This is a genomic window from Achromobacter sp. 1L-A-4-B-C2, from assembly GCF_057291955.1.
Genome location: NZ_JBXAWP010000001.1, coordinates 754892 through 771614, shown reverse-complemented (window position 1 = coordinate 771614; position 16723 = coordinate 754892). Strand labels below are relative to the sequence as shown.

General features: G+C 65.3%; 13 protein-coding genes. 7 read left to right on the top strand and 6 right to left on the bottom strand.

The genetic code is table 11. The features are described from left to right. Positions 1–23 precede the first annotated feature (23 nt). On the bottom strand, positions 24–1517 hold the full coding sequence (locus AC0Z35_RS03490) for a CoA-acylating methylmalonate-semialdehyde dehydrogenase (protein WP_046805092.1): 1494 nt from the start codon (positions 1515–1517) through the stop codon (positions 24–26). Between the two features lie 116 nt (positions 1518–1633). Next, positions 1634–2959 (bottom strand): omega-aminotransferase AptA, encoded by a 1326-nt coding sequence (gene aptA, locus AC0Z35_RS03485; RefSeq protein WP_485131367.1) that lies wholly within the window; start codon positions 2957–2959, stop codon positions 1634–1636. A 162-nt stretch (positions 2960–3121) separates the two neighbouring features. Between aptA and AC0Z35_RS03480 the strand changes: the two genes are divergently transcribed. After that, on the top strand, positions 3122–4540 hold the full coding sequence (locus AC0Z35_RS03480) for an aminotransferase-like domain-containing protein (RefSeq protein ID WP_485131368.1): 1419 nt from the start codon (positions 3122–3124) through the stop codon (positions 4538–4540). Between the two features lie 19 nt (positions 4541–4559). Here AC0Z35_RS03480 and AC0Z35_RS03475 read toward each other — a convergent pair whose 3' ends face one another. The 4 genes from AC0Z35_RS03475 to AC0Z35_RS03460 all read right to left on the bottom strand — a co-directional run bounded on the left by AC0Z35_RS03475 (position 4560) and on the right by AC0Z35_RS03460 (position 9133). Continuing rightward, entirely contained in the window at positions 4560–5054 is a 495-nt protein-coding gene (locus AC0Z35_RS03475) for a dihydrofolate reductase (protein ID WP_485131369.1), read from the bottom strand. 206 nt (positions 5055–5260) lie between these two features. After that, a complete protein-coding gene (locus AC0Z35_RS03470; RefSeq protein WP_485131370.1) occupies positions 5261–7324 on the bottom strand; it encodes a putative bifunctional diguanylate cyclase/phosphodiesterase in 2064 nt (687 codons plus the stop codon). 385 nt (positions 7325–7709) lie between these two features. Next, positions 7710–8681, bottom strand: coding sequence for a thymidylate synthase (locus AC0Z35_RS03465; protein WP_485131371.1), 972 nt, complete (start codon positions 8679–8681; stop codon positions 7710–7712). 8 nt (positions 8682–8689) lie between these two features. Then, positions 8690–9133, bottom strand: coding sequence for an OsmC family protein (locus AC0Z35_RS03460; RefSeq protein WP_046805086.1), 444 nt, complete (start codon positions 9131–9133; stop codon positions 8690–8692). Between the two features lie 123 nt (positions 9134–9256). On the opposite strand from AC0Z35_RS03460, the gene coq7 reads away from it, so the two are divergent. The 6 genes from coq7 to AC0Z35_RS03430 all read left to right on the top strand — a co-directional run bounded on the left by coq7 (position 9257) and on the right by AC0Z35_RS03430 (position 16702). Next, positions 9257–9934 carry a 2-polyprenyl-3-methyl-6-methoxy-1,4-benzoquinone monooxygenase gene (gene coq7 / locus AC0Z35_RS03455; RefSeq protein WP_046805085.1) on the top strand — a complete coding sequence of 226 codons (678 nt, stop codon included), beginning with the start codon at positions 9257–9259 and terminating at the stop codon, positions 9932–9934. Between the two features lie 754 nt (positions 9935–10688). Beyond that, positions 10689–11795, top strand: a complete 1107-nt coding sequence (locus AC0Z35_RS03450) for an MraY family glycosyltransferase (RefSeq protein WP_046805084.1) — start codon at positions 10689–10691, stop codon at positions 11793–11795. A gap of 99 nt (positions 11796–11894) precedes the next feature. Further along, a complete protein-coding gene (gene tviB / locus AC0Z35_RS03445; RefSeq protein WP_120156990.1) occupies positions 11895–13172 on the top strand; it encodes a Vi polysaccharide biosynthesis UDP-N-acetylglucosamine C-6 dehydrogenase TviB in 1278 nt (425 codons plus the stop codon). A 10-nt stretch (positions 13173–13182) separates the two neighbouring features. Continuing rightward, positions 13183–14208, top strand: a complete 1026-nt coding sequence (locus tag AC0Z35_RS03440) for an SDR family oxidoreductase (RefSeq protein ID WP_219991138.1) — start codon at positions 13183–13185, stop codon at positions 14206–14208. Position 14209: 1 nt separating this feature from the next. Further along, positions 14210–15559 (top strand): murein biosynthesis integral membrane protein MurJ, encoded by a 1350-nt coding sequence (murJ, locus tag AC0Z35_RS03435; protein WP_046805082.1) that lies wholly within the window; start codon positions 14210–14212, stop codon positions 15557–15559. Next, positions 15560–16702 (top strand): glycosyltransferase family 4 protein, encoded by a 1143-nt coding sequence (locus AC0Z35_RS03430; protein WP_319301130.1) that lies wholly within the window; start codon positions 15560–15562, stop codon positions 16700–16702. The last annotated feature ends 21 nt before the right edge of the window (positions 16703–16723 follow it).

The following is a 16723-nucleotide window of genomic DNA, read 5'->3' as shown; positions in this document are numbered from 1 at the left end:
TTGAAGTCGTGAAGCGGGCGGGTTTATTTCGCCACGGGCATGGTGAATTCGGCGCCCTTGGCGATGCTGTCCGGCCAGCGCTGCATCACGCTCTTGTAGCGCGAGTAGAAGCGGATGCCTTCTTCGCCGTAGGCGTGGTGGTCGCCAAACAGCGAACGCTTCCAGCCGCCGAACGAATGCCACGCCATCGGTACCGGAATCGGCACGTTGATGCCGACCATGCCGACCTTGATCTGGCGTGCGAACGCGCGGGCCACGCCGCCGTCGGATGTGAAGCACGCCACGCCGTTGCCGAACTCGTGCGCGTTGATCAGTTCAACGGCGCTGGCGAAGTCGGGCACGCGCACGATGCACAGCACCGGGCCGAAGATCTCTTCGCGATAGATGTTCATGGCGGGCTTGACGTTGTCGAACAGCGTGCCGCCCAGGAAGTAGCCCTTTTCGTTGCCGGGCACTGTCAGGCCACGGCCGTCCACGACCAGATCGGCGCCGGCCGCGATGCCGTCTTCGATGTAGCCCATGACCTTGTTGCGGTGCTGCGCCGTGACCAGCGGGCCCATTTCGGCGTCGGCGTTCATGCCGTCCTTGACGATCAGCGCCTTGACGCGCGGGGTCAGGCGTTCGACCACCTTGTCAGCCACATCGCCCACCGCCACGGCAACCGAGATTGCCATGCAGCGTTCGCCGGCCGAACCATACGCGGCGCCCATCAGCGCGTCGGTGACCTGGTCCAGGTCGGCGTCGGGCATGACGACCAGATGGTTCTTGGCGCCGCCCAGCGCCTGCACGCGCTTGCCGCGCTTGGTGCCTTCGGCGTAGATGTATTCGGCGATGGGGGTAGAGCCCACGAACGACAGCGCTTCAACGTCCGGGTGATTGATCAGCGCGTCCACGGCCAGCTTGTCGCCGTGCACCACGTTGAACACGCCGGGAGGCAGGCCGGCTTCGGTCAGCAGTTCGGCCAGGCGCAGGGACGCGGATGGGTCACGTTCGGAGGGCTTGAGCACGAAGGTGTTGCCGCAGGCGATGGCCACGGGGAACATCCAGCACGGCACCATCATCGGGAAGTTGAACGGCGTGATGCCGGCCACCACGCCCAGTGCCTGGCGCATGCTCCAGTTGTCGATGCCGCCGCCGATCTGGTCGGAATACTGGCCCTTGAGCAACTGCGGAATGCCGCAGGCGAATTCAACGATTTCGATGCCGCGCATGACTTCGCCCTTGGCATCCGAGAACACCTTGCCGTGTTCGCGGGTGATGAGCTCGGCCAGTTCGTCCTGGTGCTGATCCAGCAGCGCCTTGAAGTTGAACAGGATGCGGGCGCGCTTGAGCGCGGGGGTTTCGGACCAGGCCGGGAACGCGGCCTTGGCGGCCGCAACGGCCAGCGCCACGTCTTCGTTGGACGCCAGCGGAATGGACGAGCAGATTTCGCCGGTGGCGGGGTTGAAACCGTCGGCGTAGCGGCTGCTGCGGCCATCGAAATGCTGGCCGTTGATGAAATGGGGGATCTTCTTCATGGTGCGGGGGCTTCTCTGCGGGATTCTTCAAAACTTCTTGCGGGCGGCACATGGCCGCCCGCAAGAGGTGTCACATCAAGCGCGGCGCGGCCGCGAGGGCTGCGTCGTCATCAGGGTCAGGCGACTTCTTTCAGGATTTTTCCGATCTGGTCGAAGATCTGGCCGATCTGGGCTTCGTCGATGATCAGCGGGGGCGACACGGCGATGATATCGCCGGTATAGCGCACCATCAGTCCACTGTCGAAGCACTTCTGGAAGACTTCGCCGGCGCGTGCGCCGGGAGCGCCCGAGCGTGGCGACAGTTCGATGCCGGCCACCAGGCCCAGGTTGCGCACGTCGATGACGTGCGGCGCGCCCTTCAGGCTGTGCGCGGCTTGCTCGAAGGCGCCCGACAACTTGCGGGCACGGCCGAAGAGATCTTCGCGGCGGTAGATGTCCAGCGTCGCCAAAATGGCGGCGGCGGCCAGCGGGTGCGCCGAGTACGTATAGCCGTGGAAGAATTCGATGCCGCCCGCCGGGCCGTTGACGATGGCGTCGTGCACGTCGCGCTTGACCGCGACCGCGCCGGCTGGCACGGCGGCGTTGCTGACGCCCTTGGCCATGGCGATGATGTCGGGCGTGACACCGAAGAACTCGGACGCGGTGGCGGCGCCCAGGCGACCGTAGGCGGTAATGACTTCGTCAAAAATCAGCAGGATGCCGTGCTTGGAAGTAATTTCACGCAGCTTTTCCAGGTAGCCCTTGGGCGGGATCAGCACGCCGGTCGAGCCGGCCATGGGTTCGACGATCACGGCGGCGATGGTGGACGCGTCATGCAGCGCCACGATGCGTTCCAGTTCCTCGGCCAGGTTGGCGCCCCAGGCGGGTTGGCCCTTGGAATAGGCGTTCTGTTCCAGGTTGTGGGTGTGCGGCAGATGGTCCACGGCGGGCAGCAGCGCACCGGAGAAGGTCTTGCGGTTGGTGGAAATACCGCCCACCGAAATGCCGCCGAAGCCCACACCGTGGTAACCGCGTTCGCGGCCGATCAGGCGGGTGCGCTGGCCTTCGCCGCGCGCGCGGTGGTAAGCCAGCGCGATTTTCAGGGACGTGTCGACCGATTCCGAACCCGAGTTGGTGAAGAAGACGCGGTCCAGGCCCTGCGGCATCAGGCTGGCCACGGCGGTGGCGGCCTCGAACGCCAGCGGGTGGCCCAGTTGGAAGCCCGGGGCGTAGTCCATGACGCCGGCCTGGCGGGAAATGGCCTCGACGATTTCCTGGCGGCCGTGGCCGGCGTTCACGCACCACAGGCCGGCGGTGCCGTCCAGGATCTGGCGGCCATCGGCCGACGTGTAGTACATGCCTTTGGCCGCTGCCAGCATGCGCGGATGAGCCTTGAACTGCTTGTTGGCAGTAAACGGCATCCAGAGATGGGACAGGTCGGGCAAATTGGCGGGGGCGTTCATGGCGGCTCCAGTAGAACGAAACGGCGGCGCCGCAACAGAAGGGAAAGCGCGGCCGCCGGGATTCAATGATTCTGGTCTGTCCCACGAGGAATGAAAATATACGATCTGCGCAAAGCCCGCTAACTGTATAGTCACGAGTGGTTCAACTGTACAGTTATCCCCGTGATCGATTTCCAGCCCAACCGCGCTCGCGGACTGGCGCCCACTCTGGTGGAACAGCTGGTGGCGGCCATCCTGCGCGCCATCGAGGAACAAACCCTGCGTCCGGGTATGTCCCTACCGTCGGTGCGCGAGTTCGCGCGCCAGTACGGCGTCAGCACCTTCACCGTTGCCAGCGCTTATAGCCGGCTGGTGTCGCTGGGCTGGCTGGCGGCGCGGCCGGGCGCGGGCTACCGGGTGGCCTCGCCGGATGCGCCCGCGCGCCGGGGCGAGCCACTGTCCTGGGAGCCCCCGCGCCTGAACGCCGGTTGGTTGCTGTCGGACATCTTTGCCGACCACTCCATCCCCATCAAATCCGGCTGCGGCTGGCTGCCCGGCGAATGGCTGAACGAAGAAGGCCTGCACGTTGCGCTGCGCCACATGGGCCGCGTGCCGGCGATGCGCATCGCCAATTACGGGCACCCGTACGGCTACGCGCCGCTGCGCGAAACCATCGCGGCCAGCCTCAGCGCGCAAGGCATGGAGGTCGAGGCCTCGCAGGTGCTGCTGACGCAGGGCGTCACGCACGGGCTGGACATGGTGATCCGCACCTTGCTGCGGCCGGGCGACACGGTGGTCGTCGAGCAGCCGGCCTACGCCAACCTGTTGCAGCTGCTGCGCCTGGCGGGCCTGCGCGTGGTGTCGGTGCCGCGCACGGTTGATGGCCTGGATTGCGAGGCGCTGGAAGCGGTGGCGGCGCAGCACCGGCCGCGCGCGCTGTTCATCAACACCGTATTGCAGAACCCCTCGGGCGCCAGCATCGGCATGGCCAACGCCTTTCGCATCTTGCAGGCGGCCGAGCGCCATGGGCTATGGGTGATCGAAGACGATATCTCGCGCGAACTGGCGCCCGGCGTCACGCCCATGCTGGCCGCGCTGGACGGCGGGCAGCGCGTGGTCTACCTGGGTGGCTATTCCAAAGTCATCAGCCCGTCGGTGCGGGTGGGCTACGTGGTGGCGCACCGCGATCTGGTGCGCGACATTGCGCGCACCAAGATGGCGGTGGGGCTGACCTCGCCCGAGATCATGGAGCGCATCGTGCACCAGGTGATCCGCGAAGGCCGCTACCGCGCGCACATCGCCCGTACTCGCGAACGGCTGGCCCAGGCGCACGTCGTGGTGGCCGAACAGATGCGCCAACACGGTTTTGAAATCCATGGGCGGCCCCAGGGCGGGCTGTTCCTGTGGGCCAAGGTGGCGGGCACCTGGCGCGAACGCGGCGCCAACGGCCTGGCCGAACTGGCACTGAAAGACGGTATCTGGCTGGCGCCGGGGTCTTACTTCGAGGTGGACGAAGCCGACACGCCCTGGGTGCGCTTTAACGTGGCGTATTCGGAAGCACCGGCGTTGTGGCGCTTCATCAGAAACGCGGGCGCGGCGTGAAGCGGGGCGGGAATAGGCCCTATCGCAAGGCCTGACGCTGATACGTCACGAAGTCGTAGTCGTAGCCGTTTTCAGCGGGCTGTGATTCGCGCGCCGTTTCCTTCCACTGGAACGAGGGCAGCAACGGAAAGAACGCGTCGCCGTCAACGTCGGCGTGCACTTCCGTGGCCAGCACGCGTTGCGCCAGCGGCAGCGCCTGGGCGTAGATCTGTGCGCCGCCGATCACGAACGCTTCGTCTACCTCGCCGCAGGCGTCGATGGCGGCTTGCAGGCTGGGTACGACCGTGGCGCCGGTTGCGGTGAAATCAGGGTTGCGGCTGATGACGATGTTGCTGCGGCCGGGCAGCGGGCGGCCCAGCGAATCCCAGGTCTTGCGGCCCATGATGATGGGATGGCCCAGCGTGCTGCGCTTGAAATGCGCCAGGTCCCCCGGCAGCTTCCAGGGCAGCGTGTTGTCGCGGCCGATGACGCGGTTGGTGGAGTAGGCGACGATCAGGGTAAGGCTGGCGGGCATTCGGGCTGGCTACGGTGGAGGCGCGGCCGGAAGTCGGCCCGCGGAACGGCGTAAGCGTAGCAAATTCGGGCGCTGGTCTGAAGAGGGGCGCTTGGGGCAGCGCCGACGTTTGCGGTTCAGCCTTTTTTCCGTTCGACCCGCGCCGTTCAGATCTTGCCGTTCAGCCTTGTTGCCGTTCGGCCCTTGGCGCTTCGCCTTGTTTCCGTTCAGGTCGCCGCGTGTTCCAGGAATTCGGTGGCGGGCATCGGTCGGCCCAGCAGGAAGCCTTGCAGCGAATCGCAACCCAGCCCCGTCAGGAATTTCTGCTGCGCGGCGGTCTCCACGCCCTCGGCCACGATGCGCAGGTTCAACTGCTGGGCCAAGGCGACTATCGCCGACACGATGGCCGCGTCTTCGTTGTCGTTTTCCAGCTGGTTGACGAAGCCGCGGTCGATCTTCAATTCCGTGGCGGGCAGGCGCTTCAGGTACAGCAGGCTGGAATAGCCGGTGCCGAAGTCGTCGATAGAAATGGTGACGCCCAGGCCCGACAGGCGCTTGAGCACGGTCAGGCTGGCCTCGGCGTCGCGCATGGCGGTCGATTCCGTCACTTCCAGCGTCAGGCAGGCGGGCGGCACGTCGTGCCGGGCAAGCGCGGAACGCACCGTTTCGACCAGGCTGGCGTGGGCGAACTGCAAGGCGGAAATATTGACCGCGATGGTCCAGTGCCCCTGGCCGGCGTTGATCCATTCGCGCATCTGGCGGCAGGCTTCGTTGATGACCCATTCGCCGATCGACAGGATCAGCCCGGTCTTCTCCGCCGTGGGAATGAACTGGTCCGGGCCGACCAGCCCGCGCGTGGGGTGGTTCCAGCGCAGCAACGCCTCGGCGCCCATGATGGGGCCGGCCGGTGCTTCGTACTTGGGCTGGTAGTGCAGCACGAACTGGTCGCGCTCCTGGGCCAGCCGCAGGTCGTGCAGCAGCTCGATCTGTTCATGCGCGTCCGCGTTCATGGACGGCTCGAAGAAGCTGTAGCCGGTGCCGCCCAGGCGTTTGGCGTGGTACATCGCGGCGTCGGCGTTGGTCAGCAGGGCGTGCGTGTCTTCGCCATCGTTCGGGTAGACGGCGATGCCCACGCTGGAAGTCACCAGCACTTCGTGGCCATAGACCATGACCGGGCGCGCGATGGCTTCGATCAGGCGGTCGGCCACGTTGGCGGCGTCGGTGGGCTCGATGACTTCGCTGAGCACGATGAATTCGTCGCCGCCCAGGCGTGCCACGGTGTCCTGGGTGCGCAGGGCCTGGCGAATGCGCTGGGCCAGATCGATCAGCAAGGCGTCGCCGGTGTGATGCCCATAGGCGTCATTGACGGCCTTGAACCCGTCCAGGTCAAAGAACAGCACCGCGAAATAGCCCTTGCGGCGGCTGGCGCTTTCAATGGCCTGCTCCATGCGGTCTTCAAGCAGGATGCGGTTGGGCAGCTTGGTCAGGGTGTCGTGCAAGGCCAATTGCACAAGTTCCTCGTTGGCTTCGGCCAGCGACGAGGCCAGCGCGGACGTGCGGGCTTCAAGCCGGTTGTCCAGCACGGCCACCACCAGCGCAATCGCCAGCACGCTGAGCGTGACGGCGGTGACGGCGATGGCCAGCCAGCCCGCCGAGATGCCGCCGTCGGCCGCCATGCAGATGCTGCCCGCCGGAAAGCCGGCGGCTTCCATGCCCGAATAGTGCATGCCGACGATGGCGATGCCCATGACGCCCGAGGCCAGCGGGCGCGAAAACGCCACGCGCGGGCCGTCATGGCGCAGGCGATAGGTGATCCACAGGGCGGCGCCCGAGGCGGCCACCGCGATCACGATGGACAGCACGAACCATTTCGCGTCGTAGACGATGCCGGGCGCCATGCGCATGGCGGCCATGCCCAGATAGTGCATCGCGGCAATGCCGGCGCCCATCAGCAGCGCCCCGACAAGCAGGCGGCGCCACGGCAATTCGTCCTTGCAGACGATCCACAGGGCGAACGCCGAACAGCCGACGGCGATGGCCAGGGACAGCACCGTCAATGACAAGTCATAACCCATCGGGATGGGCAGGTTGAAGGCCAGCATGCCCACGAAGTGCATCGACCAGATGCCCACCCCCATCGCGAACGCCCCGCCCGCCAGCCAGTAGCGCGCCGCCGGCAGCCCGTGCGAGGCCCGCACACGGTTGGCCATGCCCAGCGCCGTGTATGACGCCAGGATGGCGACCCCTAGAGATACGAGGACGAGCGAAGGGTTATAAGTTCCAACGAGCATTTGTGCGGTCCTGTCCTAAGCGCTTTACTGCCGTCGCGCCGGCCTCAAATCAAATCAATTAGTAGTCAACAGTTGCAATTCCGTCGTAAGACGATTGCTGCTGTCGACGCTGGCGATTTTCGTACTCTCTTGTCGGGAAGGGGGAAGGGGCAAGCAATGCCTGCGGTCGGCGCTGCCGGGCGCGTCGCGGGATCGGCGACAGGCGGCGGGCTCGGCGCGGCATGGGCCGGTCGAACTCCTGGATGCGCGCGTAGTGCCGGACGCGCGTCCGAGGCTAAGGGATGGGTTATACCGAAATCGCGCTTCCAGAAGCTCACCAATCTTCACTTATGGCCGCTGATCGCGGGCGCCCGAGGCCGACGAAGGGGCGGCCCCGGGGGCTTTCCTACACGGCCATGGGCGCGGTGAGGGGAGCGTGATGCGTGTAGCCGGACAATGAAAAGTCGCCGGGCTCGACCTTTTCCAACCACTCGGGTTCGTAGCGGCCGGTGACGGCAAAGTCGGGAATGCGGTCCGACAACACCAGCTGGGGCGATTCAAAGGGTTCGCGCGTGAGCTGCTCGCGCAGCATCGGCAGGTGGTTCTCGTAGATGTGGGCGTCGCCAATGAAATACGTGAACCAGCGCGGCTTGTAACCCGTCAGACGACCCACCAGGTGTAGCAGCGCCGCGCCTTCGGTCAGGTTGAACGGCGTGCCCAGGCCCACGTCATTGGACCGAATGTACAGGCACAGCGCGATCTCGCGGGTGGTGGCGTTGGGCAGGAATTGGTAGAGCAGATGGCAGGGCGGCAGCGCCATTTCTTCGATCTGCGCCCAGTTCCAGCCGTGGAACAGGATGCGGCGGTCGCCCGGACGTTCGTGGATGGTGTCCAGGCACTGGCGCAGCTGGTCGACTGCTTTATATAGCAGCACCTTGTCCACGCCGCCTTCCTGCAGGTCGGCCACCTTGGTGTAGCCGCGGGACAGTGCGTCTTCAAGCTGGCCATTGTTGCCGGCATCCAGCAGCTTGTAGGCGGGCCACTGGCGCCATTGCACGCCATAGACCGGGCCCAGGTCGTCCGGGCCTTCGCGGTACGGGTTGGCCAGCCATTGGCTGTTTTCGTTGGCGTTCTGGTCCCAGACCTTGCAGCCCAGCTCGCGGAATTCGGCCGCGCTGCGCGAGGCGCGCAAAAAGCCGACCATTTCGCCGATGGCGGACTTGAAGGCCAGTTTCTTGGTGGTGACGGCGGGAAAGCCCTGTTGCAGGTCAAAGCGCAGGGAGGCGCCCGGCATGCTGATCGTGCGGATACCCGTTCGGTTCTCCTGCCACGAGCCGGTATCCAGGATGGATTGAACGAGGTCTAGATATTGTTTCATGGCGGTTCTCAGGCGGCGGCCGGCGCTTCCTGGGTGTCGACGATGTCGACCGAGAAGGTCAGCGCCGCGGTCTTTTCAAGCATGGCCGAAGCCGAGCAGTATTTTTCGTGCGACAACTGCACGGCGCGCTCCACGGCGGCCTGCGGCAGGTTGCGGCCCGTGACGGTGAAGGCGAAATGGATGCGGGTAAAGACCTTCGGGTCGGACTCGGCGCGTTCGGCCTGAAGCTTGACGCTGCATCCGGTGACGGCGTGGCGGCCGCGCTTCAGGATCAGCACCACGTCGTACGCCGTGCAGCCGCCGGTGCCAGCCAGCAGCATTTCCATCGGGCGCGGCGCCAGGTTGTGTCCGCCGCCGTCCACGGCGCCGTCCATTACGGCCACGTGGCCGCTGCCGGTGCTGGCGGTAAAGAGCATGCCGTTGGGGCCGCCCCAGTCAATCGTGCATTCCATTTTGAGTGTCCTTCCGCATTGAGCGCAGTCAATGGTCGATGATACCTGTTGCGTACAATTCCAGGCATGAGAGCCCCGCCCCGCATCAGGGGTGTGTGGCGCCAGTTTGCACAGGAGCCGCCCATGTCCACTGCTTTGTCTCAATCCGGACCCGTTTCCATTCGCCGCCGCATCGGCCCGCTGGATGCCTTGCTGGCCGAGGCCGACCGCGCATTGCGCGTGCTGTCCAACAGCGCCACGGCAGGCCGGCCGTATCCGGCCACGACGCCCGACGCGCCGGGCGCGCTTTCCGAGCAGGACAAACGCCACGCCGCCGGCCTGATGCGCGTGAACCACGTGGGCGAAATCTGCGCCCAGGCGCTGTACCGTGGCCAGGCCTCGGTCTGCCGCGAACCCGGCCCCCGCGCGCTGCTGCTCAATGCCGCCGCCGAGGAAGTCGACCATCTGGTCTGGTGCAACGAACGGCTGACCGAGCTGAACAGCCGGCCCAGCCTGCTGAACCCGGTCTGGTATGCCGGTTCTTTTGCATTGGGCGTGTTGGCCAGCTACGCCGGCGTGCCCCGCAATCTAGGCTTCATGGCCGAGACCGAAAAACAGGTCGAGGCCCATTTGGACGAACATTTACGCACCTTGCCGGTGCAAGACGAACGCTCGCGCGAGGTCGTCCGAAAGATGAAAGACGACGAGGCCGAGCACCGCGCCAGCGCCGAGCGGGCAGGGGGCGTACCGCTGCCGGGGCCTGTAAAGACGGCCATGCGGGCGATGTCCAAGGTGATGACCACCACGGCGTACTGGATCTGAATGCCGGCCCGAATCGATCTTTAAGGGTCTTTAAGGAAATGTTGCACTGCGCCAATTTGGCCGCATCGTGGTGCGCGGTGCACTGAATTGGTGCGGTTTGCGGGGTGGGATTACCCGGAACCGCCAAGGGTAAATCCGCAAGGGGTTTACCCGTTCGGCAAAAACCCTTTTTTGGACCAAGTCGTTGCCAGCTATGGCTCTCCAGGCGGCGGTCGCGAAATTTGCGGCGAAAATGCAACGTCGGATTTGACCTTTTAAAGAGATCAAAAAAATTCTTGCATCGCACAAAAAACCTCGGTACTATTCATTCATCGGATGTTGAAACGCAGTCGGCGCGGTGCAAAACCCCGACAGCGCAGCGAGCAGAAAGCGAGCTCCCAACATGCCACGGTTGTCTCCTCCACCCTCCTCCTTTGGTGGATTTAGCCCGAGATCTCACGATCTCGGGCTTTTTTTTGCCTGGAAATAATCCGTCCCTATTTATTGACATTTGCGACCCGGCCCGCGCGGCAAGCCCGGCCATCCTCCCTATGGACGCGTCCGTGTTTTCCCTTGGATATTTCGTATGCGCCAAGGCGGAAAGCTCTACAATCGCCAGCATGAAATCCGTACTTCTGCGCGCACGAACGGCCCCGGCAGGGGCGTTACGTTTCGTGCCCGTGAATTGCACTTCCTTATCCCTCACATATATGGGCGTTACACCTGCCTCCCATAATGGCGGGCCTGTCTCGATAGACCAACCAAAGGTGATCCAGTGACCTGGCTGTATATCTGCGTGGTCGCGTTCATGGTGGGGGGACTCATCGTGTGGTCGGAGCGCTGGCATGGCCGCTTCACCGGCGACAGCGACCTCAATAAACCACAAGCGAACCATTCCCGCGCCACGCCCCGCGTTGGCGGCCTGGCCGTTCTGGCCGGCACGCTGCTGGGCCTGCTGGTGCTTGGCCCGGCCAACATGACCCTGACGTGGCTGTGGCCCGCCTTGTTCGTTGCCGCGCTGCCCGTGTTCGTCGCGGGCCTGCTGGAAGACATCACGAAAGACATCGGCGCCAGCAAGCGTTTGCTGGCGGCTTTCCTGTCTGCGGCGATTGCCTGGTGGCTGCTGGGCGGCGTCAGCCGTGTCGGCATGGCGCCTGTGGACTACGTGCTGTCGTACTGGCCCGTATCGCTGTTGTTCACCATGTTTGCCGTGGGCGGCTGTACCCATGCGCTGAACATCGTTGACGGCATGAACGGCCTGGCCGGCATGGTCGCCACGCTGATGGCGGTGTCGATCAGCCTGGTGGCCTTGCAAGTGGGCGACGTGCCCATCTTCATGATCGCCGCCGCATTGGCATCCGCCACACTGGGTTTCCTGGTCTGGAATTTTCCGTTCGGCCGCGTCTTCCTGGGCGACGGCGGGGCGTACTTCCTGGGCTTCATGCTGGCCGAGCTGGCCGTGCTGCTGGTGGTGCGCAACCCCTCGGTGTCGCCGTTCTACGCGCTGGCCGTGTTGTTCTACCCCGTCTTCGAAACCGGTTTTTCGATCTGGCGTCGCCGCTTCAAGCGCGGCGTGCCGGTCGACCAGCCGGATGCGCTGCACTTGCACCAACTGGTGTTCCGCCGCCTGGTCCGCGTGACCTTCAGCCGTGGTCGCCGCCATGCCGTGCCGGCGCTGTGCAACGCGATGGCGTCGCCCTACATGTGGGTGCTGGCGCTGATCGGCCTGGTGCCGGCCACCATCTGGTGGGACAACGCGTGGGCGCTGGGCGCCAGCCTGCTGGTGTTCGCCAGCGTCTATGTCTGGCTGTATGCGCGCCTGGTGTCGTGGCGCCGCCCCGGCTGGCTGCTGCTGCCGTCCGTTTTGAAGACCTCGGATTAAGAGTTGAGCGCCCCGGCGATCACCGCCGGGGGCTCGTTAGTCATCGATCACCCGACCATATTCAAGATGCCGTAAACGTTCTACGGTGAAGGGAGAGTTATGTTGCAAATTCAGGATGTGAAACTTGCCGTCGTGGGCCTGGGCTATGTTGGCCTGCCCCTGGCGGTGGAGTTCGGCAAGAAGCGCTCGGTCATCGGGTTCGATATCAATACGCGCCGTATCGACGCTTTGAAGGCCGGCCACGACCACACGTTGGAAGTCAGCGACGAAGAGTTGGCCGAAGCCGCTCAGCTGACCTACACCGCCGACCGCGCCGAACTGGGCAAGGCGAACGTGTTCATCGTGACCGTGCCCACGCCCATCGACGAATACAAGCAGCCCGACCTGACCCCGCTGGTCAAGGCCAGCGAAACGATTGGCGCCGTGCTCAAGCGCGGCGACATCGTCATCTACGAATCCACTGTGTACCCCGGCGCCACCGAAGAAGACTGCGTGCCCGTGCTGGAACGCGTGTCGGGCCTGAAGTTCAACGTGGACTTCTACGCCGGCTACAGCCCCGAACGCATCAACCCGGGCGACAAGGATCACCGCGTCAGCACCATCAAGAAAGTCACGTCCGGCTCGACGCCCGAAGTCGCCGAACTGGTCGACCAGCTGTACAAGCAGATCATCACCGCTGGCACGCACAAGGCGTCCAGCATCCGCGTGGCCGAAGCCGCCAAGGTGATCGAGAACACGCAGCGCGACGTCAATATCGCGCTGATCAACGAACTGGCCCTGATCTTCAACAAGATGGGCATCGACACCGAAGCCGTGCTGCAAGCGGCCGGCACCAAGTGGAACTTCCTGCCGTTCCGTCCGGGCCTGGTCGGTGGCCACTGCATCGGCGTGGACCCGTACTACCTGACCCACAAGGCGCAGTCCATCGGCTACCACCCCGAAATCATCCTTGCCGGTCGTCGCCTGAACGATTCGATGGGCGGCTATGTGGTGTCGCAGCTGGTCAAGTGCATGACCAAGCAGCGCATCCATGTGCAAGGCGCGCGCGTGCTGGTCATGGGCCTGGCCTTCAAGGAAAACTGCCCCGACCTGCGCAACACCCGCATCGTGGACATCGTTGGCGAACTGCGCGACTACAACGTGGAAGTGGACGTCTACGACCCGTGGGTCGACCCGGAAGAAGCCGTGCACGAATACGGCTTGACCCCGGTGGCCAAGCTTGAAGAAGGCAAGTACGACGCCGTGATCCTGGCGGTGGCGCACAACCAGTTCAAGGCCATGGGCGCCGAAGGCATCCGCAAGCTGGGCAAGCCGCAACACGTGCTGTACGACCTGAAGTACGTGCTGTCGCCCGCCGAATCCGACCTGCGTCTGTAAGGATTCCGCCATGACCACGCGATTTGAAACCATCAAGCAAGAACTCGCCGCCCAGCCGCGCAAGTGGCTGGTGACCGGCTGCGCCGGCTTCATCGGCTCGAACCTGTTGGAAACGCTGCTCAAGCTGAACCAGACCGTGACCGGCCTGGACAACTTCGCCACCGGCCACCAACGCAATCTGGATGAAGTGCGCGACTCGGTAACGCCCGAACAGTGGGCGCGTTTTTCCTTCGTGGAAGGCGACATCCGCGATCTGGCCGCCTGCCAGCGCGCGACCGAAGGCGTTGATTTCGTCCTGCACCAGGCCGCTTTGGGCTCCGTGCCGCGTTCGCTGAAAGACCCGATCACCACCAACGAAGTGAACATCGGTGGCTTCCTGAACATGCTGGTCGCCGCGCGCGACGCGGGCGTGAAGTCGTTCGTCTATGCGGCCTCCAGCTCCACCTACGGCGACCATCCGGCCCTGCCGAAGGTGGAAGAGAACATCGGCAAGCCGCTGTCGCCCTACGCCGTCACCAAGTACGTGAACGAACTGTATGCCGACGTGTTCGCGCGTTCGTACGGCTTCGAGACCGTGGGCCTGCGCTACTTCAACGTGTTCGGCAAGCGCCAGGACCCCGACGGCGCGTACGCCGCCGTGATCCCGAAGTGGACCGCCGCCATGATCAAGGGCGAAGACGTCACCATCAACGGCGACGGCGAAACCAGCCGCGACTTCTGCTTCGTCGACAACGCCGTGCAGGCCAATCTGCTTGGCGCGATGGCCTCGCCCGAAGCGCGCAACCAGGTCTACAACGTGGCCGTCAGCGGCCGCAGCACCTTGAACGACCTGTTCGGCTTCCTGGTCACGGCGCTGGGCAACCAGAACGTGAACTACGCCAAGAAGCCGGTCTACGCCGACTTCCGCGCCGGCGACGTGCGCCATTCGCAGGCCGACGTCAGCAAGGCCGGCCGTCTGCTGGGCTACGTGCCGTCGCACACCGTGCTGCAAGGCCTGGAAGTGGCCATGCCCTGGTACACGCAATTCCTGCGTTGATTTGAAAGCACTCGTCCGCAAACTCGGCAACATCCACCCGGACCATCAGCGCATTTTCAAGGGCGCGTTCCGGGTGGCGGTGTTCCTTCTGCTGGGCAAGGCCGCCGGCGCCATCAAAGAGATGGCGGTGGCGTACCGCTACGGCGTCAGCGACGCCGTGGACGCCTACCAATTCACGATGACCATGGCCACCTGGCTGCCGGTCACCATCGTGGGCGTGCTGTCAGTGGTGCTGATCCCCGTGCTGGTGCGCCTGCGCCGCGCGGATGATGCCGAGCGCGACCAATTCATCAAAGAACTGCAAGGCTGGGTTGCCGCGGCCGGTGTCGCGCTGGCGATAGCCACCTGGTTTGCCTGGCCGTACGTTGTGGACGCCTTGGGCAAGGGCTTGCCCGAGCGCGTGCGCGGCATGACGGGCGACCTGCTGGTGGCCTTCGCCCCGGTGTCCGCCTTGCTGCTGATCGCGGGCATCAGTGCCGCGCGCCTGCGCGCGCACGAACGCCACGTCAACACCTTGCTGGACAGCGTGCCCGCCGTGGCCACGCTGGCCTGGGTCATGCTGGCCGTCAGCGCCGACGGCGTGGGCCCGCTGCTGTGGGGCACCTTGGTGGGCTACGCCATCCAGACCGTCTGGCTGGCCTGGCTGGCCGCGCGCGCGGATGGCGGCTTCTGGGGCGCGCCGCGCCTGACGCTGCGTTCGCCGCATTGGCCCGAACTGATGGGCGCGGCCGGCGTGATGCTGATCGGCCAGGTGGCCATGAGCTTTGTCGGCCCGCTGGACCAATACGCCGCCGCCAACCTGGGCGCTAACGCCAACGCCACGCTGGGTTACGCCAGCCGGCTGCTGTCGTTGCTGCTGGGCATCGGCGCGGTGTCGGTCGGGCGCGCCGCGTTGCCCGTGCTGGCCGATGTGCAGGCGCGCGGCGATACCGACCGCGCGCGCAGCATGGCATTGAAATGGTCGGTGCTGATGGTGGGCGCGGGCGCGGTGGCCGTGGCTATCGGCTGGGTGCTGGCGCCCTGGGGCGTGTCCGTGCTGTTCCAGCGCGGCGCCTTCACCGCCGAGAACACCGAGGCCGTGGCGCACGTCTTGCGTTGGGGCCTGTTGCAACTGCCTTTCTATTTTGGCGTGTTGATCCTGGTGCAATTGCTGGCCAGCCAGAATCGCTACCGCATCATGGCCGCCATCGCCGTGGCCAACTTCGCGCTGAAGGCCGTGTTGAACACCGTGCTGGCGCCCAAGATGGGCGCGGCCGGCATCATGCTGGCAACCAGCCTCATGTATGTGCTGTCCTTCGCCTGCTACCTGGTGGTGGCGATGCGCAAGGCTGAACCCAAGGAGGCCGATTGAATGTCGCAAGCCGACTCCGGCCGCGCGCTGCGCGTGCTGCTGTTTATCCATTCGCTGCATGGCGGGGGCGCTGAACGGGTTGCCGCCGACCTGAGCGCGCACTGGGCCGGCATGGGCCGCGAGGTCATGGTCGTAACGCAGGCCAACGCCGATGGCGACGTCTACGCGCTGCACCCCAAGGTGCGCCGCGAAGTGCTGAACACGGCGGGCGAGGGCGGCGGGCTGCGCGGCATCTGGAGCAACGTGCAGCGCGTGCGCGCGTTGCGCCGCGTCATCAAGGCATTTCGGCCGGACATCGTGCTGGGCATGATGACCACGGCGTCCGTGCTGTCGGTGCTGGCCGCCTCGGGGCTGGGCTGCCGCGTCATTGCCACCGAACACACCCATCCGCCGTCGCAGACGCTGTCTGGCCTGTGGCAGCGCCTGCGCCGCATGACCTATCCGCGCGCCGCCCGTGTGGTGGCATTGACCCGTGGCACGGCCGACTGGATCGAACACCACGTGCCGGGCTCGCGCCTGGCCGTCATCCCCAACCCGGTGCATTGGCCGCTGCCGCGTGCCGAGCCCATGCTGGCGCCCAACGCGGCGCCTGATCGCAAGCGTCTGCTGGCCGTGGGCCGTCTGCACGCCGACAAGGGTTTCGACCTGTTGATCCAGGCCTACGCCACGCTGGCCCCGTCGCATCCGGACTGGGATCTGGTTATCCTGGGCGAAGGCCATGAACGCGGCGCGTTGCAGGCACAGATCGACCAGGCGGGCCTGGCCCAGCGCATCTCGATGCCGGGCCGCGCCGGCAACGTGGGCGACTGGTACGACAGCGCCGACCTGTACGTGCTGACTTCGCGCTTTGAAGGCCTGTCCAACACCTTGCTGGAATCCATGGCCAGCGGCCTGGCGGCGGTGTCGTTCGATTGCGATACCGGCCCGCGCGAGATTGTGCGCGACGGCATCGACGGCGTGCTGGTGCGGCCCAACGGCGATGTGCCGGCGCTGTGCAAGGCGCTGTCCGAAGTCATGGAAAATGACGCAAGGCGCCAGCGGATGGCGCAAGCGGCAACCGATGTGCGCGACCGTTTCTCGGCCGCGCGCGTGTTGCAGCAATGGAAAGAACTTTTTGACGGCGTGCGCGAATCGGGCCGCTAGGCCCTGCGGCACGCCGTTGCT

Bases quoted from the DNA above. Each gene is read 5' to 3' on its own strand.
- AC0Z35_RS03490 (WP_046805092.1), bottom strand. From the start codon at position 1,517: ATGAAGAAGATCCCCCATTTCATCAACGGCCAGCATTTCGATGGCCGC.
- aptA (WP_485131367.1), bottom strand. From the start codon at position 2,959: ATGAACGCCCCCGCCAATTTGCCCGACCTGTCCCATCTCTGGATGCCG.
- AC0Z35_RS03475 (WP_485131369.1), bottom strand. From the start codon at position 5,054: ATGCCCGCCAGCCTTACCCTGATCGTCGCCTACTCCACCAACCGCGTC.
- AC0Z35_RS03470 (WP_485131370.1), bottom strand. From the start codon at position 7,324: ATGCTCGTTGGAACTTATAACCCTTCGCTCGTCCTCGTATCTCTAGGG.
- AC0Z35_RS03465 (WP_485131371.1), bottom strand. From the start codon at position 8,681: ATGAAACAATATCTAGACCTCGTTCAATCCATCCTGGATACCGGCTCG.
- AC0Z35_RS03460 (WP_046805086.1), bottom strand. From the start codon at position 9,133: ATGGAATGCACGATTGACTGGGGCGGCCCCAACGGCATGCTCTTTACC.
- coq7 (WP_046805085.1), top strand. From the start codon at position 9,257: ATGTCCACTGCTTTGTCTCAATCCGGACCCGTTTCCATTCGCCGCCGC.
- tviB (WP_120156990.1), top strand. From the start codon at position 11,895: ATGTTGCAAATTCAGGATGTGAAACTTGCCGTCGTGGGCCTGGGCTAT.
- AC0Z35_RS03440 (WP_219991138.1), top strand. From the start codon at position 13,183: ATGACCACGCGATTTGAAACCATCAAGCAAGAACTCGCCGCCCAGCCG.
- AC0Z35_RS03430 (WP_319301130.1), top strand. From the start codon at position 15,560: ATGTCGCAAGCCGACTCCGGCCGCGCGCTGCGCGTGCTGCTGTTTATC.